A 20,234-nucleotide genomic window follows, 5' to 3' on the forward strand; every position below is an offset into this window, starting at 1 on the left:
GATAGATCATTCGGGGGGCTAGGACATGGAAACTGGAACATCGCGAGTTAAAAGAGGCATGGCAGAAATGCAAAAAGGCGGCGTCATTATGGACGTCATGAATGCAGAACAAGCAAAAATTGCTGAGGCTGCGGGTGCAGTAGCAGTTATGGCTTTGGAACGCGTACCTTCTGACATTCGCGCAGCTGGCGGTGTAGCACGAATGGCCGATCCTACAATTGTAGAAGAGGTTATTAAAGTGGTAAGTATTCCTGTTATGGCTAAGGCTCGTATTGGCCATTACGTAGAAGCAAAGGTCCTGGAATCCTTGGGTGTTGACTATTTGGATGAGAGTGAAGTTCTTACTCCTGCTGATGAAGTGTTCCATATTAATAAACGTGAGTTCACTGTTCCATTCGTATGTGGAGCTAAGGATCTTGGAGAAGCCCTGAGACGTATTAATGAAGGTGCATCCATGATTCGTACGAAAGGTGAACCAGGAACAGGCAACATTGTTGAAGCAGTGCGTCATATGCGCTTTATCAACAGCCAAATCCGCAAAGTAACCAATTTGTCCAAGGATGAGCTATATAATGAAGCTAAGAACCTGGGAGTGCCTTATGAGTTGCTGCTTGAAGTACATGAGCTTGGCAAGTTGCCGGTTGTTAACTTTGCGGCTGGCGGTGTAGCAACTCCTGCCGATGCTGCCCTGATGATGCATCTAGGTGCGGATGGTGTGTTCGTAGGCTCGGGTATTTTTAAATCGGACAACCCTGAGAAATTTGCACGCGCGATTGTTGAAGCTACTACACACTATACTGATTACAAACTGATTGCAGAAGTATCCAAGAACCTTGGTGCACCAATGAAGGGGATTGATATTGCAACTCTAACCCCGGCTGAACGTATGTCAGAGCGTGGCCGTTAATAGAGAGAAGGTTGCCCGGATGAAAATAGGAGTGCTGGCGCTTCAAGGCGCTGTTACGGAGCATATTGTTAGTATAGAGAAGACCGGTGCAGAGGGCGTACCTATCAAGCGGGTAGAGCAGCTTGATGAGGTTGATGGCCTAATTATTCCTGGTGGTGAAAGTACAACAATCGGTAAGCTGATGCGGAAATACGGCTTCATCGAAGCCATACGTGATTTCTCCAATCAGGGGAAGCCGATCTTTGGAACTTGTGCGGGAATGATTGTTCTGGCCAAAAGGATTGCCGGCGGCGAACCAAGGCATTTGGAGCTAATGGATATAACGGTAGCCCGGAATGCATTTGGTCGTCAACGGGAAAGCTTTGAATGTGATCTGGAGGTTAAAGGCATCGATGAGCCGGTCCGTGCTGTGTTTATACGTGCACCGCTTATCAACGAGGTAGGTCCGGGAGTCGATGTGCTTACAGTCTATAATGATGAGATTGTAACTGCACGGGAGGGTAACCTGCTGGTGTCTTCTTTTCATCCAGAACTGACCGATGATTTTAGACTGCATCAATATTTTGCCGATATGGTAGAGACTACTAGGCAAGTGCAACAACAGAATCGCATATAAGAACATTCTGACTCTTTCAAAGCTGTAAGCAGCAATTTGAAAGAGTTTAGGCTGTTTTCAGGAGGGAAACTTTGTGTTAGACGTAAAAGTATTGCGCAGTGATTACGCTCGAGTTGAACAAGCCTTAGAGAAACGGGGTAAATCACTGGATTTGATTGCTGATTTTCCACAACTTGATCTACGCAGACGTGAATTACTGCAAGAAACAGAAGGTCTTAAGAACCGTCGTAATACGGTATCGGGTGACGTAGCGAAGAAGAAAAAAAATGGTGAGCCAGCAGATGACTTAATCGCAGAAATGCGTACGGTATCTGATCGAATTAAAGAGCTCGATGACGAAGTACGTGAATTGGAAGCTCAGATTGCTGATCTTACTATGAGCATTCCGAATATTCCTCATGATTCAGTTCCAGTAGGGAAGTCCGAGGACGATAACGTTGAATTGCGTCGCTGGTCAGAGCCCAAAGAGTTCGGATTTACTCCAAAATCACACTGGGAGCTTGCACAGCAGCTCGATATTATTGATTTTGAAGCTGCAGCTAAGGTTACGGGATCCCGGTTTGTTTTCTATAAAGGATTGGGAGCACGTTTAGAGCGGGCGCTAATTAACTTTATGATGGATCTTCACAGTGGTGAGCATAATTATGAAGAAATGCTGCCACCTTACATTGTAAATAAAGACAGCTTATACGGAACAGGACAACTTCCTAAGTTTGAGGAAGATCTGTTTAAGCTACGTGACACTGAATACTATTTGATTCCTACAGCGGAAGTACCTGTAACGAACTACTATCGCGAAGAGATTTTGACAGCAGCAGACCTGCCTAAGTACCATGTAGCATACAGCTCTTGTTTCCGTTCTGAGGCGGGTTCAGCGGGCCGTGATACTCGTGGTTTAATTCGTCAGCATCAGTTCAACAAAGTAGAGCTGGTGAAGCTAACTACACCTGAATCCTCTTATGAGGAGTTAGAAAAAATGACAGCAGATGCTGAACGTGTGCTGCAGCTTCTGGGACTGCCTTATCGCGTACTTGGGCTATGTACAGCTGATATGGGCTTTACTTCGGCTAAGACGTACGATTTGGAAGTATGGCTGCCTGAGAGTGGAATGTACCGTGAAATCTCTTCCTGCTCGAATACGGAGGACTTCCAAGCGCGTCGGGCAAATATTCGTTTCCGTAAAGATCCAAAGTCCAAGCCCGAATTTGTTCATACACTGAATGGATCTGCTTTGGCTGTTGGACGTACTGTTGCAGCAATCCTTGAGAATTATCAGCAAGAAGATGGAAGTGTGCTGATTCCGGAATGTCTACAACCGTATATGCGCAATGTGAAATCGATCCAACCTAAATCTATTTAATAAAAGGGTTGCTTTTTCTCTACACCATATGGTACAATTACTAATGCATGTGAAATTTATATGCATTTGGAGAGGTACCGAAGCGGTCATAACGGGGCGGTCTTGAAAACCGTTAGGGTGCAAGCCCACATGGGTTCGAATCCCATCCTCTCCGCCATTCCTTTAAATAACACGCCGTATAAGGATTTGCGGTGATTACGATTGAAACGCACTAGACTGTTGAACAGCGGTCTGGTGCGTTTTTTTGTGTTCGTGACCGTTAGAGATAAATCTAACGGGAGGTATTCAATATGAGTTCAAACAATGGAAAAACACCGCATAAGCGCGGGCAAAGGAAGAATAATTTAGACATTCCTCAGCGGTTATTAGACCGCCTTACTCCAGCGGTCTTGGAAACACCCCGCTCTACGCTTCAGGAAGCCGAGAAACCTCGCCCTGAGACGTTGACACTGGACAAGCTATTTAACCGCTACTACGCCGCACGACAAGCGGCAGGGGCGGCAGAACGCACCTTAGAAGACTATAGAAAGCATATGAGCTGGTTTCGGCGATTCTTAGCAATGGAGTACAGCGGTCTTGATAACTTTTTACCTAACCGTGATGTCATTCGTGTATGGATTTCTTCTATGTTGACGGTACAGAAGTTGAAGCCCTCAACAATAAATATCAGATTACGTACAGTTAAGGCAATGTTCAATTGGGCTATAAGTGAAGGAATTATTAGAGAATCCCCTTTTGAGAATGTAGAATTATTGAAAGTGCCTGAGGAAGACTTTCAAGTGATTTCAAAAGCACAAGAACGGAAGCTTTTCAATTGTTGTGAATTGACCACCTTTTTGGGATTGCGTGATGCATTATTGATGTCGTTTCTGCTTGATACAGGGGTACGTATAGGCGAGTGTATGAGAATATTTGTAGAGGAAGTTGATTTACAGAATCGCTCTGCTTCCGTACGTGCAGAATCAGCTAAAACTAGAAAAGCACGAACAGTTTACTTTGGAATAAGAACCCAAGAGCTATTGGTTATCTACCTCGCTTGGCATGAGATGAACGGACAAGCTCCAAATTTATTTCTAAACGAATATGGTCAGGCATTAGATAAGAATTGGGCAACCAGATGTATTAGCTACATCGGGAAGAAGGCAAAGATTACGGGGGTTCGTATAAGCCCTCACACATTCCGCCATACTTTTGCTACTCGTTATATAAAGGCAACAGGTGACCCATTTTCATTACGACGATTGCTCGGACATTCATCAATGGAAATGGTCAACCGTTATGTTAATCAGGATGTTGCTGATGTTCGTGAGCAATATGAGAAGTTTATGAACAGAGGAGACTGAGCGGTGCTTACGGACTAAGGTATGGCTGGGAAGATGGTGTAACTGTCACTTGAACTTCTGGGCATTTGCAGAAAGCATGTAAGCGTTGCTGTAGATAAGATGATGAGCACTATATAGGCTAACATTAGCGTTATTTTTTATGATATAATATGGGAGGAAATACCACTTATATACTACTTATAATATAACTTCACTACCCCCTTACTAAAAAATAAGGGGGTGTTCTGCTATGTTTTCAACCAGTATTATTAACCATTTTGATACTAATCTAGGGAATGGAATTAAAGAATTTCTAAAAACTTATTGGTTTGTAATTGGAATGCTATTTGGTGCCATCCTGTATCTGATTGAGCAAAAGTTTAAGAAGTAACTTTAAGGAGGGGCACGATTGAAGCAAGGGAGCAAAATCATTGGAATTGAGGAATACAGAAGGATGAAATCTTTAAGAAATAATCCTAAACCAAAACCTATTAAAAAACTTACGAAAGAACAAATGAAGTCCTCAAATGAGAAGAAACGACGAGAAGATTGAAAAGTTGGTGGAACAACGAATATAGGAATAATTAGGAGTGATATTTATGAGTTCAAGAAAGCCGTTAGAGCAAATTATAGAAGATGAAACAGCTTTGCTGTTCTTGGAGATGGCTGGTGAGTTTAATCAATATACTGAAAATACTCGCACAAAATTAAATCATTTGTTAGAAATGGTTTTTGGGCAATATAGATTTGGGGGAGACGCTAACTACGAGTTAGTTCGTAGATTAGATAGGGTCATTCAAGGATGGGAGACAACGGAAGAGTTCATTGAATTTATTAAAAATTGTCAGGATAAGCAGGACTAATATTTATCTTTCCCGCCGCAAATTCCTCGGATTTCAGTAGGAAAGAGAAGACTGTACTTCTCCTTAAAATCTAATATTTGATTGTATTGGCGACTTTCTAAACGGAGGTCGTCTTTTTTTGTATTCGCGATTTTGGCAGTATCAGCACTCTACATGTTTGGTTCCAGCTTCCCTCTCCAATAACCATTATGAGTTTAAATTTCATTTGACTGTATGGGGATTTTTAAAGCGGTCCACTTAAATATATAGATGTGTCCGAATAAGGCATATTAGGACTGAATCAAGGCCCTATTATGGAAGATTAATCAAAGGAGAATTGTTAATGGAAAGTTTAGTGAGTTCAAATGTAGTTTGTGACAGGTACGACATTTCTAAGCGTACGCTATGCAGATGGAAACTTGAGGGATTACCTTCAGTCAAATTATCATACAACATAGTCAGGTATCAGCTTGCTGAAGTGGCTAAATGGATTGAATCTAACAAAGTTATGGCGGCAGGAGCAGGAAAAGAATGAGTATAGCGCGTGAGCTATTTGAAGAAGCAGACAAAAGATTAAAGAGAAGTAGAGTTAATAGAGTAATAGATGGTAATGGGGAAGAACGAACCGATTGCATAGTAATAACCCCTGAAATGCGGGAAGCGGCTAGAAGGAGGGGGAAGCTGGAGACTTACAGGAACAGGACGGAAAATCCATTTACAATGGTGAATATGGAAGGAGCAAAACAATTAGCGACAATGGAGAGGTTGAGTACAAAGGAGTTGGGGTATTTCTTGGTGCTTCAATCATATATAGGTTATGGTAACATGCTTAAAATGTCTTTAGATGCAAGAGTACCTATGACTGAGAAGGGACTAGCGGAAGTACTAAGGATAAGAGATAAAAGAACATATTCCAACTTGCTCAGAAAGTTCATGGAACTAGGCTTAATACAAAGCCAAAGGGTTTCTTTATTTAAGAAAGAATATGAAGCGCTTTACATCAGTAAAGCCTATTGCCTAAGGGGAACAAGCAAAGAGAACAAGCTAGTCAAGGTTTTCATCGAAGCTATGCATGAACTGTACAGTCAGCAGGATATAAAGCCCGCTGATATTGGTTTCTTATATCGCATACTCCCATATATGCACTTTGATAGTAATCACCTTGTAAGGCATCCTTACGAAAGGGGTTTTTACAGTGCAGAAGCACTATCTCTAAGAGATGTAGTTGAAATCACTGGTATGGACGAAAAGAATGTCAAGGAACATCTTAGAATTAAACTATCTGGCGTGCATGTGTTCGGTTCGTTTAAGGCTGGCAAGAACAGTGTTTACAAAGTCAATCCATCATTATTCTATAGAGGTGTTGCACCAGAACTAGTGAAATCAGACTTTACTTTGACGGAACAGAGCCGAAATTAATGCGCTGTTCCTGTACCATGTAGCGGAAAGTGATAAACACAAATTTTATAGAAGGTTAATGCAATCTCAATCAAGGGGTATTTTTGCAGGAACATTGAACAATCGAGGGGTATTTTTGCAAACTATAAAGTGGTCTCAGGCCTAGAGCCATAAGGGTTTCAGTGATTTCTCAAAAGTAGTATCTCTCTTATCTTAGAATATATATATAATTATTAAAGTTATAACCTTAGGCAAAGGTGTTAGGTTGTTTGTTACCCAAAACAATCCTTTTACCGCGAAGCGAAGCAAGCAATCGTCAATCTTATTCAACATGTCCCTGTTGACGATTCAAATTATAGGCATTAGCAAAGAATATATAGCTGAGATAATGATATAACATATATATGATTGAAGTACCCAGCCATCTTAGTTAAATGGTTAGGGTACTTGCCGCCTGAACTGGAATGAATTATATGCCGCATGTGTAAAATCATATTTACATTGGCAAAGGAATAGACAATATAACGTATTAATATCAAAACTATACTCTACTTGCCAATGGATAAGATATATCTTATGCAAGTGGTCGTCTAAATCTAAGCGCTAACGTAATCACTCCTATTGGTGGCGGCGCTAAGTTTCAGGTAAAAGATGTTATAAGCTTGTCAAAATATTGCCAACCAGAATACTGCCAACCAGAATACTGCCAACCAGAATTTTGCCAACCAGAATGTTGCTTAGCAGAATTTTGCCACTGGAACCGATGATACATAGTCATAGGCAGTTCTTTATCATCCAGCTATGCGACCTTGAAGAAGGAGGAATTATAATCATCTAGCTATGCCTATGCCCATGCTAAGACACTAAGCTAGGATGATTAAATCACTAAGCTGTATAGCTTGTGATTTATAGAAGCACTATTTAATATAAACAGATTTGCACATAAACAGCATAAATCGGGTGCGGGTAGGAAGTTATGACTACGTATCCCAATTCATTTACTTCATATATAGAGAGGAGTATCTCCTCTCCGTACGTTTTTATTAAATAGAAGGAGAAGATTCATATTATAGAGCTGAAACTAATTAAAGAAGAAATACTAGACGGTATTAGAGTACTGACCGTTAAGAATCCTATGGTATTGAACCATCACAGAGTTAACTATGTAGATTTAGAAAGTATATCTAGGGTGACGGGGCTATCAGTAGCAGACATCATAAAAGTCGCTGATAATGATATGGGAGTAAGAAACTCTATTGACTATATAAGGTCTGCTGATAGGGGAAGGGAAAAGATAGTGAGAATGAGATGTTTGCCAATGCTACTCCAGTTGCTCAGTATTAGCAGGATGGGAGAACAAATGGCTGAAGCTAAGAGGGCTGTTTTGAAGGTATTGGAGGGGGCGGAACCAGAGATTGGCGGTGATTATGTTGGATAGTATCAAGCGGGTTACATTTAGCATAACAGCTACTCAAGACAAATTTATCGAATTGTATGCTTTAGCTACAGGGTTAGGTAAGTCAGAGGTTATAAGGGATTTGCTTGATGATGCAGTTTGTAAAAATAGAGATTTCATTAATAAGCACCTCTTGTGAGAAATGAATAACATTAAGGTAAAGTAGGTCAATCACTTATAGCAGAGTGAAGCCCTGCTTTTTTCTTTATGTCATATCGGCTCGACCAGAAGCATGTGGAATTATATTGTGTTCATTCTTATAGAAACTCCCAAGATTTTTTTGGTGCCGCCAATTAAGTCAAATATTTTAGAAGTTATTTCTATGTTTAGACCCCCACCCTACCATCAGGATAGGGGAGATGCATTAACCAATGTTTAGAGCCGTTTTTAGTGTGTGCCCCTGCGTAGCCCAGACTTTCTCGTTCTGATGTCGTTCAGGCGAATATCCCCCTCCCCCTAACTTCCTATAAGGTATATTATCAGAAGACTAGGATTCAGAAGTGATAGTGTTAAAGGCATTTGTACTTCCATTAGGATAATAGTTTTGCTTATAGTGCAAATCATTGTGATATTATATTCGTTCAGACAATTGTAAGCGCCATATATTAGATTGTATGTTGTAAGTTACTTAAACTATGTGTACCAACCATGACTGTGTACTAAGATACTAACTGGTACAAGAAGGAAATTGACGGAAAGGGTCGAATAATAGGGAGTGAGGAATTATCTTTAAAATATGGAATTAGGTGAGTAAATGGATAGACAAGCTGACCACTCTATCAAAGGTTTTTTGTATCAGTTTCTATTAACCATCAAGTTTATACTTGATGCTCCACTTGATACGGAGATTACATGTGAAGGTATCGAGGACATTGATATTAGTGATGATAATACTATTGAAGTTATACAATGCAAATACCATGAGGCAGTTGAAAACTTCACATTAAGTAGTATATATAAACCAGTATTGTTAATGATGAAGCATTTTGTTCAGTACCCAGAATTAACGACCCTTAATTATCGATTGTATGCTTTTTTTCCAAACGAACCATTGGGTATGAAGGCATTAGTCAAAGCACAATGTGAGGAGATATTGGGTAGTAAAGACAAACGCTATCGTACATACATACAGCAAGTCCAGGGTGTTGATTTAGAAGCCTTTCTCGCAAAATTCCAGTTTCAAATCGGTCATAGATATGAGGAATTAGTCGAGCTAATTAATACAGCACTGATTAATGAGGGATTTAAACAAGAAGAAATTGATAACATCATTCTTCCAAATCTCATTCATTATATTAGTGAACTAAGTATAAAGAGCAATGTAGAGGAGAGGAAAATAACTAAGCGTTATATCTTGCAGAAGCTGATGCAACAAAGAAAGTTACTTGTTAGTAAGTGGGTTAAAGAGTACGCTAGCTTTAATACGCTATTAAAGACAAAGAAAGAGTTATTACATGGACCATTAAATAGTCGTATAAGAAGACGAGTTTTCATATTTAATAGATTTTTATCAGAAAAAACTGAACATATAGTCACATTCATTAAGGAAATATTACAGAAGTATTATTCATCGGATTTAGCTAGATACGAACCTATTGTTTGTCTTAATCTCAGCGATGCTGATTTCAATGAAGTACGTAGATTATTGTATCACCAAGGTATAATATCATGGGATGGGTATGTAGCTGACCAATTTATACCAGCAAGATTTATAAATTCACCTCCAGTGATTACAATAGGGAAAAAAACAATTAAGCCTGAACACCATTTGAAAATCATTAATCGAAATAATATAAATGTACTACGTACTTTTAATAACATTGATGATTATTATGTGCTGGATAATGATGTAACTGAAATTGTAATTCCTGAAGCGCAAAAAGAGGTTTTGAATTTTACGTCTTTTAATTATCTTAATTATATCTTCCAACTTCGAAGGGGCTATGAACATGAGTGAGAAAGTCGGCAAAGTTATTTATAGTTCTCCACAATCGGTATGGGTTGAAATTAATGAGGCGTCTGTATTTGAGAAAAACAAAAAGAATCTACAAGTAGGGAAATTTTTGAGTATTGATGATGGTAACCTAAATAAGGTTATATGTTCAATTCAAAATATTAAAGCAAAAGAAGTGAATAGTACAGAAGGATATACAGGTGATTATGGGAAATTCATCGTAGAAACTCAGCCAATAGGAACGATACAAGGGGATGTGTTTAAGAGAGGAAGTAATTCCTTGCCGATACCTTTGGAGGATGTACATGTACTTGACGATGACATAATTAGCACGATTTTCTCACGAAGTGATGATTTCAATTTTGAGTTTGGTACACTTCTTCAAAACGATTCAGTACCGTTATTTATTGACGGTGATAAATTTTTCGGAAAACATATTGCAGTAGTAGGTTCTACTGGTTCAGGAAAGTCGTGTACTGTAGCGAGAATTTTACAAAATGCTGTGGGCATCAATGAGAACGCGAACAAACACAAAGAAGTTCAAAAGAACTCTCATATAATTATATTTGATATGCATTCCGAGTATAAAAAAGCGTTTGATTTAGCTGAACATGAAGGGTTTTCTCTTAACTATTTGGATGTATCTACTCTAAAGTTACCATATTGGCTTATGAACTCTGAGGAATTAGAGAATTTATTTATTGAAAGTAATGAGGGTAATTCTCATAATCAAATCTCTATACTTAGGAAAGCGATTATTCTAAACAAAGAAAAGTATAATCGTGATATATCGAAGGTTGATTATGATACTCCTGTATACTTTAGTATAAAGGAAGTTTACAACTATATTTATAATAGTAATGTAGCTACTAAAGATGCAAACACTGGGGAATTGCAATTTGTAAATCCAGTTCAGGGGTTAGATAGCGAAGAATATCAACTTTTTGAGAATATTCAATTTAGACCTAAAGATAGAGGGAAGATAAACGATGGACCTTTTGCAACAGAATTTGACAGGTTCGTAATCAGGTTAAATACTACACTGAATGACAAGAGAATTAAGTTTATTACTGAGCCTTTGAAAGAAGACGGCACTGAATTTAAGACAGAGGATTTCACAGAAATCTTAAAGCAATTTATAGGGTATATTAACAAATCAAACGTGTCTATAATCGATTTAAGTGGTGTTCCCTTTGAAGTACTCAGTATTACCGTCAGTCTAATTTCACGTATAATTTTTGATTTCTCCTTCCACTACTCTAAAATTAAGAACGAAGCAAATGCATTAAACGATAACCCAATATTGATTGTATTTGAAGAAGCTCATAACTATATTCCTAGAAGTACAGAATCTTCATATAAATCTGTAAAAAGGTCTGTTGAAAGAATAGCTAAGGAAGGTAGGAAATATGGGCTTGGTTCTATGATTGTTAGTCAAAGACCTTCTGAAATATCGGAAACTATTCTTGCTCAATGTAATAACTTTGTAGCTTTAAGACTTACTAATCCTAATGACCAGAACTTTGTAAAAAGACTTTTGCCAGACAGTATCGCTTCGATAAGTGATGTTCTACCTTCGCTTGGAAAGGGACAGTGCCTTTTAGTCGGAGACAGTGTTCCTATACCAGCCCTAGTTCAACTAAATATGCCTAATCCTGCCCCTTCTTCAGATGATATTCCATTTGTTAAGGAGTGGGATACATCGTGGAAGGATATCACCTTTGAAGATGTGATTAGACGGTGGAAAAAGGAATAGGGAGTTTATTGCTTTTCGACTGATAAAGAATATTGTTTTCTTTCTAAAGGTTGACCCATCTATACAAAGAGTATTAAGATGAAGTTATCTAACGGTCACGTAATATAATGAAGTTTTTAACTCAGACCGCTGTAGCGGTTCAACAATAAAGTGCCATGAAGTCAATCAGTATAAGGGATTGCGGGTTTTTACAGCGAGGGGCGGTCTTGAAAACCGTTAGGGTGCAAGCCCACATGGGTTCGAATCCCATCCTCTCCGCCATTCCTTTAAGAACTTTAAGAAATAAGTAGATAGAAACCGTCTCCTCTGGGGGCGGTTTTTTTGTTGTGCTTGAACTAGTACAATTTTAGTTATTGTTTAATGTGCCTAAGTTCATTGAGAATAAAAAGATTGATTTCTCCGCAATGTATTAGAGAAGGAGGATGATTATAATTATGGACAGACAATTGGATGTAGATCAGCATAATCTTGTCTCGGCCTGGCAAGAACGCCTGCCTGCGTTAATGGAGGATGGGGACAGTTTTAATGTACTGGCAGATGAAGGTGACCCGAATAGTCTGCTGATTCATTTTAATGCAGCGGGACGTCAAGGTTACTCCCTTGATTTCCGCTGTAAGTATGTAGATAGCAGGGAGGTTGCTGTTGATCTGCTTGATGTGGAGCAGAGTGGAATTCATATTGATGAGCATAGCGATGCAGTGCAGCTATTAGCACAGCAGTATACACGGCAAATACACGAATGTGCTCAGGCTCTTCAGAACATGACTAATCCTTAGGAGGAATGAACAATGTCAAAGCCAAAGAGTATTCCAGTTCCCGGGGCACAGCCCACCGATGGTCAACCTAGAAAGGAGCATCATTCTTCAGCACCAAAGCCACTTTCCGGATCTAAAAAGGTGAAACAGGCTAATCATGTAGACCATCATAATCCGCAGGGATAACAAATAAAAACAATAAGAATTATAAAGAAGTGTTTCTTGATTTTTACAAATAGTTTATCATTAGAGGGGGGAGATTTTTTTTACATGGGAGAGGAGAAAAATAATGAACAAAAAATGGGGTTTATCGGCCGCGGCGCTGTTGCTAACAGCAGCAGTAATTCTGCCGGGATGTGGAAGTAAACAGGAGGCGCCAAAAGAGGCCTTAAAATCAGCCGCTACAAAAGCGACCACGATGTCTTCATATGAGATGAAGAGTAAGTTCTCGATCAATGATCTAACCATCGAGACCGCTGATGCTGAATCTGCTGCAATGACAACACAGGTACTCAGCATGCTTAAGAACGCTGATATAACCATTGATGGGGTTTATCAGGCTGATCCAATGCAGACAGAGCTAACTATGGTTCTGAATCTCAAGGGCGATATGAGCATGAGCTTCAATGTCCCTATGGTGATGACCACTGAGAAGCTGTATGTTAAGATTCCATCGATTCCGTTCTTCCCGATTCCGGAGACAATCGTTAACAAGTTTGTAGAGGTGGATCTCAAGGCGTTGGCTGAGCAAGAGGGTGCTGAATTTAATCCAAACTCTCTGGATACGCAGAAAATGCAAAAGTTCTCTAATGAAGTCATGGACACTGTATTGGCCGAATATGATGAAGGAAAATATTTCAATGAGCTTAGTCCAAAGGAAGCAAATTTGCCAGAGGGTGTTGAAGCTAAGCAAGTCGTTCAGTTCCAAGTGACGAACGATAATGTTAAAGAAGCAATCACCATCTTTGTGAATAATGCCCTGCCTAAAATTATTGATATTGTGAGCAAGGAAGAATACAAGGATATGCTGCAAATTAATGATGCGGATCTGGCTAAGGCTAAAGAAGAGATCACATCAAGTGAAACTAGAACTGAATTCGATAAGAGCTTGGCAGATCTTGATAAGTATCTTACGATTAATCAGTTCCACTACAATACAGCGATCAATAAAGACGGATTCCCTGTGTACCAAGATTTATTGATGGACATTAAAGTTAATGATCCAGAAGATGGTACGAACGTTGCCTTCTCTGTAAACGGAACAGGTCAATATGACAAGATCAATGAGAAGCCAGAGTTCAAGATTGGAATTCCTCAGGGCGATGATGTAATTACAATGGATCAACTAGAGGAGCAATTCGGTAGCTTGGGGACTTATTAATAAGAAGTTATGAGCGAAAGACCCGCATGTCGCGTATGATATACGCCCATGCGGGTCTTTTTAATAGAAGAATCCTGAGCGAGTCAGTAAAAAGTTATTTAGGTTCAACCAGTAGCACATCTTCGGCCAATATTGCGTAGGTTTGGTGATCCTGCCACTGGCCGTTTATTTTGAGAAACTGGCGGGCGATGCCTTCAGGTTTAAATCCGCTCTTCTCCAGCACCTTCCGGGAAGCCTCATTATGCAATAAGATGGCTGCCTGAACCCTATGAAGACCTAAGGCTCGAAAAGCGTAGCCTAGAATCAATCCGACCGCAGCAGTCATATAGCCTTGTCCTTGCATCCTATGGTCCATCAAATAACCTAAATCCGCATACTGAGCTACACCTCTTGAGACATTAGATAGCGTGATTTGACCTATTAGTTGTCCATCAAGCAGATAGACACCGAACATATAGGCTCTGTCCTCCAGCGCATCCTCCAGACGCTGATTAATGATCCTTTGTTGACTCTCCAGCGTGTAGAATTGCTCATCGCGTTTAGGTTCAAATGGTTCGTGTGTCAACCGATTATTCAAGCGCAGTTCCAGTAACTTCTCTGCATCCTTTAGCTCTAGTGGAGAAATATAGATGTTTTGTGAGGTATGATATAAAGTAAGGGTCATTTCAGGGTTCTCCTTTTTTTAAAATATGGACGCCGATGGTGTTTATGCTTGTTTCGGTGGTTTTTGACGTAAACGGCGAAAGAATGAGGTCAGTAGCTCTGCACATTCCTCTTGTAAAACCCCTTGAATGACTTCGGTACGATGATTAAACCGCGGCTCTTCAAGTAAATTCATGAGGGTTCCAGCACACCCGGCCTTAGGATCGGGAGTGCCATATACAGTGAGGGGTACCCTTGATTGCACAATCGCCCCAGCACACATCGGACAAGGCTCTAAAGTAACATAAAGCTGGCAATCCAGCAGTCGCCACGAATTCATGAATTTGCTGGCCTCACGAATGGCTACCATTTCTGCATGAGCTGTAGAATCCATTGTTGTTTCTCTTAAATTGTATCCGCGTCCGATAATTTCACCATGCCGTACGACGATTGCCCCTATAGGAACTTCTCCTAATGCTTCAGCTTTATGGGCTTCTGCTATCGCCTGCCTCATCCAATGTTCATGAACCGCCTCCATATCATCTAGCGATTCACCCGCTCTAATATTCAAGATCATCTTCCCTTTCTTTATATCCATTGTACAACGAACAAATATTCGTTCTTAACAAAATGTGCATAACTCTGTGGATAACCGCCTACTTATGCACATTTTTGTGCACATCGTTCTATAATAAAATGTTTATATGTGCATAAGATGTGGATGGTTTCTTAAAATATAAGAAATTATATATTTCTCGCTATCCTTTAATCTTATATTTCTTGCTAAAACGCTTACCGTCCTTATAAGGGCACCGAAGGCGTTTATACTTGTATATTGTAGATAAAGACCCATTGAATTTCAATATTCCTTGAATTGAATGCTTCATTGAAATGTCTTTTCAAATGTGAGGGCAAAAGGTATGATGTTTATTGTAGGCCCCGCAAGGATTTACCAGTGGATAAGAGGTGAACAAACAGTTTGTCCATAAAGACAAAACTATCTGCTATTATTTTTGGGGCGGTGTTGCTAATTTTAGCACTGAACCTGACATTTAACCTTTATGCCGCCCAAAATAATCTACGGAATGAAAGCATTAATAATATGCAACTAACTGCTATGCAAATGGCCGTTTCTGTAGAACAAAGTAACTATAGCTCTAACTATGTAGAATATCAAATTGCGCATAATTTAAGAATGGCGGCTATCTTTGCCTCCGAGGAATTGGACCCAGACTATAAGAACGTGACGAATGAAGAACTTAAAGCCCTAACTTCCAAGGTGGGCGTGTCTAATATTTCAATTCTGGTAAAGACTGATAACGATGTCGTAGTAGCAAGGTCTTCGGTACCTGGTGATATTGGGATGTCCACAAAAGATTGGGGGTACTGGTATCTGGCCTTTTTGGAATTGTTCGATAATCAGGAGGTATCCGTGGGTCAGGGTCAGGCCCTGGACCATTTTTGGTCAGGCCCATTTGAATATTCAACCTACAATCCCGATTTCATTGAGAAGTGGGGTTATTATCGTGATGAAGAGAGCAACTACATCATCAATCCCGTTATTCTCAATACGGAGGCCAGCGATTACGTCAAAATCACTAATCCCGACCAAATTGCATCGAGAACTAAAGAAGCTAATCCAGGGATTTTAGAATTGACAGGATTTAACCCGGCAACCTTTGCTTCTGCAAGTATGAAGGCGGACGGAAGCGACACGCTGAATAGGAAGCTGGGGAACCGCCCCATTAAGTACGGCACCTATACTTATGGTAATGTGGAGCGGGATAGAGAGGCAATTCTGTTAGCTCAAGGGAAGCAGAAGCCGGTTACGCTCGAAATGAAAGTACATGGAAAAAGAGTGCTCAAAAGCTACATTCCTATCCAATCACCTGGACTGAAAGCTTATGTGATAGGAGTAGTTTTGGATTACTCCGTGATTTCATCTGTGGTTCATGATCAATTAATTAGTAGTCTGACAACGTCACTGTTATTGCTTACATTATTCTTGTTATGTAGTTACATACTGTCTGGATTTGTTACTCGTCCGATTCAGGCGATACTTGCCAAAGTGAACGATGTAGCTAAAGGAAAATTTGAGCCTCCTCTAAAGGTAACAAGCCGGGACGAGCTAGGACAGTTGGCTCTGCGAATCAATGCTATGACGGCTCACCTCATGCAGCGCACCAATCGACTCAAACAGACACTGGAAGAGAACCGAGCGGTTAAGGAGCATTTGGAGTCCGTCATTAACGGAACTTCTGATGCGATTCATACGATCGATATGGATGGCCGAATTACTAGTACGAACAGAGCCTTCGAAGAACTATATGGATGGAGTGCCAAAGAGGTATTGGGAAATATGCCATACCTTGTACCTGCGACAGCGCTTAAGCAGGAGGAAGAGCGGCTTAATGCGTTAAAGAATGGTGCTGTTCTACCACCCATTGAAACCGTAAGACTTAAACGTGATGGAACAATAGTTGAAGTTAGTGTTAGTACCTCGGTAATTCGTGACGAAGACGGATATCCGCATTCCTTTATTCACGTTTCACGTGATATGACGGAACGTAACCGAATGGAGGAACTGCTTAGACGCTCTGAGAAGCTGACTACAGTAGGCCAATTAGCTGCTGGTGTAGCCCATGAGATTCGTAATCCGCTTACAACGCTAAAAGGATTTTTACAGCTTCAACAAGAGAAGCGGATTCTGGTTCCACTCCATATTGAACTGATGTTATCCGAGCTGGAGCGGATTAATTTGATCGTAAGTGAATTTTTGATTTTGGCCAAGCCTCAAGCTGTTCATTTCCAGGAAAAAGATGTGCGGGACATCCTTGGTGATGTAGTTTCTCTATTAGACAGTCAGGCTCATTTGTTTGGGATTCAGTTTAGTGCCATATTCTCTGAACATCCATCTACCGTACATTGTGAAGTGAACCAGCTAAAGCAGGTGTTTATAAACATCGTCAAAAATGCAATTGAAGCTATGCCAGATGGTGGTGTGATTTCAATGGAGCTAAGAAACACCTTGGACTCTGTCTTCATTCTTATTTCAGATCAAGGTGAAGGAATTCCTAAGGATATGTTGCCTAAGCTGGGTGAACCCTTCTTTACTAATAAAGAGTCGGGAACAGGCCTTGGGCTAATGATTAGCCAACGTATTATTCAGGCTCATAAGGGTCATTTGGATATACAAAGTGAAGTAGGTCAAGGGACAACTGTTATGATCAAGCTGCCTGCAGCTGGTACGGATACCCCTTGGCTTAATATTAAGGATGAACGGAGTGAAGGACAACGTGAGAATTAATAAATTCATCAGTGAGACAGGGTACTGTTCACGCCGTGAAGCAGACAAGCTGGTAGAAGGCGGTAGAGTTACGATCAACGGAGAACCTGCTGTGCTTGGCAGTCAGGCCGTTCCGGGTGATGATGTGCGAATAGATGGTGTTGCGCTTGAAACATCAAGCCAGACGGTTTACATTGCGTTAAACAAGCCAGTGGGTATCACCTCAACTACAGAGCAGCATATTAAGGGGAATATTGTTGATTTTGTAGGTCATCATGAGCGAATATTCCCGATTGGGCGACTCGATAAGGATTCAGAAGGATTGATTCTGCTTACTAACGATGGGGACATTGTTAACAAGATTTTACGGGCTGAAGGTCGGCATGAAAAAGAGTATGTGGTTACTGTAGACAGACCGATTACGCCATCATTTATTACAGGCATGTCCAGCGGCGTAAAGATATTAGGTGAGAAGACGCTACCTTGTGAGGTCACTCGTATTACAGAGCGTGTATTCCGTATTATTTTGACGGAGGGTAAGAATCGTCAAATCCGCCGTATGTGCAGCGCTTTTGGCTACGAGGTTAGAAAGCTGCAACGCATTCGGATTATGAATATTCGTCTAGGGGCATTACAAACTGGAGAATGGCGTGAGTTGTCTGCTGAAGAAAAACAAGAACTTGGAGCTACACTGAACTACAAACTTCTATAGTCTAGAAGTAATAGTGACCTAAGTGCGAATACAATTTATCAAAAAAAGAGCTGTTCCATCGGTCTAAGACCTTGGGACAGCTCTTTATGCTTTGTATTAGGACAAACATTATTCATCGGAAGGAGCGATACCTGAGAACTCTTTGGTTTCTTGATATTTACGAATAATGGACACTTCAACCCGGCGGTTCTTACTTCGTCCAACAGCTGTAGTATTTTCAGAAATAGGGTGGTACTCCCCGTATCCAATCGCACTAAACTTGCGTGGATTCAGGTTCGTATTCGTTAGCAAGATCTTCATGAACTGAAGAGCACGATCCGCGCTCAGGTCCCAGTTGGAAGAATAGTCGCTATTAGAGATAGGGATATTATCGGTGTGTCCTTGCACAACTACATCATAATCCGGGAATTGCTGCAGCATGGTTGAGATGGACTTTGCTAATTGCCGAGAATCATCCTTAACTACAGCCTGTCCGGAAGCGAACAACGCGTTATCACTTATCGTAATCATAAGCTGAGACTGATTGAGCTTAGTACTCAGCAGGTCGGTAAGACCGTTTTTGTTGATGTATTGATCAAACTGCTTCTTAAGCTTCTCTAAATCCTCTTGTTCCTTTTGCCGGAGCTTAGCTATCTCTGTTTGTTCGTTTTTCTTGGTTACTGACTTATCCATTTGATCATTTTTCCCTAGATCCTCTTGGCTCTTAGAAGGCATTGCCGCCCGTTCCTCAAGAACACCCGTACCACCATTAAGAGCAGAACTAAAGGCTTGACTCATTTCTTCAAACTTTTTGGCATCTGTTGCACTCATAGAATACATTACGATGAACAATGCTACCAGAAGGGTCATAAGATCAGAATAAGGCAGTAGCCACGATTCGTCGGCGTGTTCTTCATGCTCTTCGTGTCTAGTCTTTTTGCTCACCCGATCCACTCTCCTTCTCATCATTTAACTTAGCTCGTTCCGAAGGTGTTAGGAAGACAGCAAGCTTCTGATTGATGGCAATAGTGGATACACCAGATTGTATAGACAATAGACCTTCGACCATCATCATTCGAACTTCAATTTCTCGTTTGGAAAGTCGTTTTAGCTTATTGGCAATAGGATGCCATAATACGTAACCTGTAAAGATACCGAGCAGTGTTGCGATGAAGGCTGCCCCGATTGCTGCCGCCAATTTGTTCATATCACTCATATCAGCCAGAGCGGCGATAAGACCGATAACGGCCCCGAGTACGCCGAGTGTAGGAGCATACATACCTGCTTGTGAGAAAATGAGTGCGCCTGCTTTATGTCTATCCTCTGTGGCGTGGATGTCCTCCATGAGAACATCGCGGACAAAGTCCTGATCATTTCCGTCAATAATCATCCGCATGCCATTTCTGAGGAAGTTATCTTCTATTTCATCGACTTTAGACTCAAGAGCCAGCAGACCTTCACGCCGTGTAATAGAAGCCCATTCCATGAACATTGTAATTAATTCGGATTTACTGATTAATTTCTTTTTGACAAAAATCATTTTAAACAGACTTGGAATCTTCTTGACCTCCGAGAACGGAAAGGCCATAAAGATGGAGGCTGCCGTACCTACTAAGATAATAACGTAAGCAGCGGGTGTGGCTAAAGCGTGAAGAGGAGCGTGCTTGAGGATCATACCCCAAATTACTGCAACTAGACCAAAAATTAAACCGAGTATTGTTGAAATTTCCATTATGCACCTCGTCCATGAGATTATAAGATGTGTTCCGACAAAGCCGCGTATATCATCCTTGAAATAGCGGCAAGGCACTCTGTGCGAAACCGAATAACGTATATTCTTATTTATCGACATCATTCCGTTTTTTGTG

At 40.6% G+C, this 20,234-nt stretch carries 21 protein-coding genes and 1 tRNA gene; 18 read left to right on the forward strand and 4 right to left on the reverse strand.

Annotated elements, in window-relative coordinates; genetic code table 11:
• Positions 1 to 25 precede the first annotated feature (25 nt).
• The 16 genes from pdxS to NST74_RS00530 all read left to right on the forward strand — a co-directional run bounded on the left by pdxS (position 26) and on the right by NST74_RS00530 (position 13,747).
• A complete protein-coding gene (pdxS, locus tag NST74_RS00455; protein WP_042123186.1) occupies positions 26 to 907 on the forward strand; it encodes a pyridoxal 5'-phosphate synthase lyase subunit PdxS in 882 nt (293 codons plus the stop codon).
• A 19-nt stretch (positions 908 to 926) separates the two neighbouring features.
• Positions 927 to 1,523 carry a pyridoxal 5'-phosphate synthase glutaminase subunit PdxT gene (gene pdxT / locus NST74_RS00460; protein WP_341109973.1) on the forward strand — a complete coding sequence of 199 codons (597 nt, stop codon included), beginning with the start codon at positions 927 to 929 and terminating at the stop codon, positions 1,521 to 1,523.
• Positions 1,524 to 1,596: 73 nt separating this feature from the next.
• Positions 1,597 to 2,883: a serine--tRNA ligase gene (gene serS / locus NST74_RS00465; RefSeq protein ID WP_076121361.1), complete on the forward strand. Its 1,287-nt coding sequence runs from the start codon at positions 1,597 to 1,599 to the stop codon at positions 2,881 to 2,883.
• Between the two features lie 68 nt (positions 2,884 to 2,951).
• A tRNA-Ser gene (locus NST74_RS00470) sits at positions 2,952 to 3,040 on the forward strand.
• A 133-nt stretch (positions 3,041 to 3,173) separates the two neighbouring features.
• Positions 3,174 to 4,226 carry a tyrosine-type recombinase/integrase gene (locus tag NST74_RS00475; RefSeq protein WP_341109974.1) on the forward strand — a complete coding sequence of 351 codons (1,053 nt, stop codon included), beginning with the start codon at positions 3,174 to 3,176 and terminating at the stop codon, positions 4,224 to 4,226.
• Between the two features lie 229 nt (positions 4,227 to 4,455).
• Entirely contained in the window at positions 4,456 to 4,596 is a 141-nt protein-coding gene (locus tag NST74_RS00480; protein ID WP_341109975.1) for a hypothetical protein, read from the forward strand.
• A gap of 18 nt (positions 4,597 to 4,614) precedes the next feature.
• Positions 4,615 to 4,758 (forward strand): hypothetical protein, encoded by a 144-nt coding sequence (locus NST74_RS00485; RefSeq protein WP_340948473.1) that lies wholly within the window; start codon positions 4,615 to 4,617, stop codon positions 4,756 to 4,758.
• A gap of 46 nt (positions 4,759 to 4,804) precedes the next feature.
• Positions 4,805 to 5,068 (forward strand): hypothetical protein, encoded by a 264-nt coding sequence (locus NST74_RS00490; RefSeq protein WP_341109976.1) that lies wholly within the window; start codon positions 4,805 to 4,807, stop codon positions 5,066 to 5,068.
• 322 nt (positions 5,069 to 5,390) lie between these two features.
• Entirely contained in the window at positions 5,391 to 5,582 is a 192-nt protein-coding gene (locus tag NST74_RS00495; RefSeq protein ID WP_341109977.1) for a helix-turn-helix transcriptional regulator, read from the forward strand.
• Positions 5,579 to 6,466, forward strand: coding sequence for a hypothetical protein (locus NST74_RS00500; protein ID WP_341109979.1), 888 nt, complete (start codon positions 5,579 to 5,581; stop codon positions 6,464 to 6,466). Before NST74_RS00495 ends, NST74_RS00500 begins: the two co-directional genes overlap by 4 nt.
• A gap of 1,114 nt (positions 6,467 to 7,580) precedes the next feature.
• The gene (locus tag NST74_RS00505) at positions 7,581 to 7,883 is read left to right on the forward strand and encodes a hypothetical protein (protein WP_341109980.1); all 303 of its coding nucleotides are present in this window, start codon (positions 7,581 to 7,583) and stop codon (positions 7,881 to 7,883) included.
• 772 nt (positions 7,884 to 8,655) lie between these two features.
• A complete protein-coding gene (locus tag NST74_RS00510; RefSeq protein ID WP_341109981.1) occupies positions 8,656 to 9,858 on the forward strand; it encodes a hypothetical protein in 1,203 nt (400 codons plus the stop codon).
• Positions 9,851 to 11,611 (forward strand): ATP-binding protein, encoded by a 1,761-nt coding sequence (locus NST74_RS00515; protein WP_341109982.1) that lies wholly within the window; start codon positions 9,851 to 9,853, stop codon positions 11,609 to 11,611. Before NST74_RS00510 ends, NST74_RS00515 begins: the two co-directional genes overlap by 8 nt.
• A 434-nt stretch (positions 11,612 to 12,045) precedes the next feature.
• The gene (locus NST74_RS00520) at positions 12,046 to 12,387 is read left to right on the forward strand and encodes a hypothetical protein (protein ID WP_341109983.1); all 342 of its coding nucleotides are present in this window, start codon (positions 12,046 to 12,048) and stop codon (positions 12,385 to 12,387) included.
• A gap of 12 nt (positions 12,388 to 12,399) precedes the next feature.
• A complete protein-coding gene (locus tag NST74_RS00525; protein ID WP_042123194.1) occupies positions 12,400 to 12,552 on the forward strand; it encodes a small acid-soluble spore protein P in 153 nt (50 codons plus the stop codon).
• 103 nt (positions 12,553 to 12,655) lie between these two features.
• Positions 12,656 to 13,747, forward strand: a complete 1,092-nt coding sequence (locus NST74_RS00530) for a hypothetical protein (protein ID WP_341109984.1) — start codon at positions 12,656 to 12,658, stop codon at positions 13,745 to 13,747.
• 94 nt (positions 13,748 to 13,841) lie between these two features.
• On the opposite strand, the gene NST74_RS00535 is transcribed toward NST74_RS00530, so the two are convergent.
• Both NST74_RS00535 and tadA read right to left on the reverse strand, forming a co-directional pair.
• Positions 13,842 to 14,411 (reverse strand): GNAT family N-acetyltransferase, encoded by a 570-nt coding sequence (locus NST74_RS00535; RefSeq protein WP_339288729.1) that lies wholly within the window; start codon positions 14,409 to 14,411, stop codon positions 13,842 to 13,844.
• Positions 14,412 to 14,453: 42 nt separating this feature from the next.
• Positions 14,454 to 14,966, reverse strand: coding sequence for a tRNA adenosine(34) deaminase TadA (gene tadA, locus NST74_RS00540; RefSeq protein WP_076121353.1), 513 nt, complete (start codon positions 14,964 to 14,966; stop codon positions 14,454 to 14,456).
• Positions 14,967 to 15,368: 402 nt separating this feature from the next.
• On the opposite strand from tadA, the gene NST74_RS00545 reads away from it, so the two are divergent.
• Both NST74_RS00545 and rluF read left to right on the forward strand, forming a co-directional pair.
• On the forward strand, positions 15,369 to 17,696 hold the full coding sequence (locus tag NST74_RS00545; RefSeq protein ID WP_341109985.1) for an ATP-binding protein: 2,328 nt from the start codon (positions 15,369 to 15,371) through the stop codon (positions 17,694 to 17,696).
• Entirely contained in the window at positions 17,686 to 18,387 is a 702-nt protein-coding gene (rluF, locus tag NST74_RS00550) for a 23S rRNA pseudouridine(2604) synthase RluF (RefSeq protein ID WP_076121365.1), read from the forward strand. Before NST74_RS00545 ends, rluF begins: the two co-directional genes overlap by 11 nt.
• A 108-nt stretch (positions 18,388 to 18,495) precedes the next feature.
• On the opposite strand, the gene motB is transcribed toward rluF, so the two are convergent.
• Together motB and motA are read right to left on the reverse strand one after the other, a co-directional pair.
• Complete coding sequence (gene motB / locus NST74_RS00555) at positions 18,496 to 19,311, reverse strand: flagellar motor protein MotB (protein ID WP_341109986.1); 816 nt, start codon at positions 19,309 to 19,311, stop codon at positions 18,496 to 18,498.
• Positions 19,295 to 20,098, reverse strand: a complete 804-nt coding sequence (gene motA, locus NST74_RS00560; RefSeq protein WP_076286892.1) for a flagellar motor stator protein MotA — start codon at positions 20,096 to 20,098, stop codon at positions 19,295 to 19,297. Before motA ends, motB begins: the two co-directional genes overlap by 17 nt.
• Positions 20,099 to 20,234 lie beyond the last annotated feature (136 nt).

Source organism: Paenibacillus sp. FSL F4-0125 (assembly GCF_038008565.1).
In the GTDB taxonomy this organism is placed as follows: domain Bacteria; phylum Bacillota; class Bacilli; order Paenibacillales; family Paenibacillaceae; genus Paenibacillus_AQ.

Excerpts from the sequence above, each read along its gene's own strand:
- pdxS (WP_042123186.1), top strand. The coding sequence starts at position 26 with ATGGAAACTGGAACATCGCGAGTTAAAAGAGGCATGGCAGAAATGCAA.
- pdxT (WP_341109973.1), top strand. The coding sequence starts at position 927 with ATGAAAATAGGAGTGCTGGCGCTTCAAGGCGCTGTTACGGAGCATATT.
- NST74_RS00475 (WP_341109974.1), top strand. The coding sequence starts at position 3,174 with ATGAGTTCAAACAATGGAAAAACACCGCATAAGCGCGGGCAAAGGAAG.
- NST74_RS00480 (WP_341109975.1), top strand. The coding sequence starts at position 4,456 with ATGTTTTCAACCAGTATTATTAACCATTTTGATACTAATCTAGGGAAT.
- NST74_RS00490 (WP_341109976.1), top strand. The coding sequence starts at position 4,805 with ATGAGTTCAAGAAAGCCGTTAGAGCAAATTATAGAAGATGAAACAGCT.
- NST74_RS00495 (WP_341109977.1), top strand. The coding sequence starts at position 5,391 with ATGGAAAGTTTAGTGAGTTCAAATGTAGTTTGTGACAGGTACGACATT.
- NST74_RS00500 (WP_341109979.1), top strand. The coding sequence starts at position 5,579 with ATGAGTATAGCGCGTGAGCTATTTGAAGAAGCAGACAAAAGATTAAAG.
- NST74_RS00505 (WP_341109980.1), top strand. The coding sequence starts at position 7,581 with ATGGTATTGAACCATCACAGAGTTAACTATGTAGATTTAGAAAGTATA.
- NST74_RS00510 (WP_341109981.1), top strand. The coding sequence starts at position 8,656 with ATGGATAGACAAGCTGACCACTCTATCAAAGGTTTTTTGTATCAGTTT.
- NST74_RS00515 (WP_341109982.1), top strand. The coding sequence starts at position 9,851 with ATGAGTGAGAAAGTCGGCAAAGTTATTTATAGTTCTCCACAATCGGTA.
- NST74_RS00520 (WP_341109983.1), top strand. The coding sequence starts at position 12,046 with ATGGACAGACAATTGGATGTAGATCAGCATAATCTTGTCTCGGCCTGG.
- NST74_RS00525 (WP_042123194.1), top strand. The coding sequence starts at position 12,400 with ATGTCAAAGCCAAAGAGTATTCCAGTTCCCGGGGCACAGCCCACCGAT.
- NST74_RS00530 (WP_341109984.1), top strand. The coding sequence starts at position 12,656 with ATGAACAAAAAATGGGGTTTATCGGCCGCGGCGCTGTTGCTAACAGCA.
- NST74_RS00535 (WP_339288729.1), bottom strand. The coding sequence starts at position 14,411 with ATGACCCTTACTTTATATCATACCTCACAAAACATCTATATTTCTCCA.
- tadA (WP_076121353.1), bottom strand. The coding sequence starts at position 14,966 with ATGATCTTGAATATTAGAGCGGGTGAATCGCTAGATGATATGGAGGCG.
- motA (WP_076286892.1), bottom strand. The coding sequence starts at position 20,098 with ATGGAAATTTCAACAATACTCGGTTTAATTTTTGGTCTAGTTGCAGTA.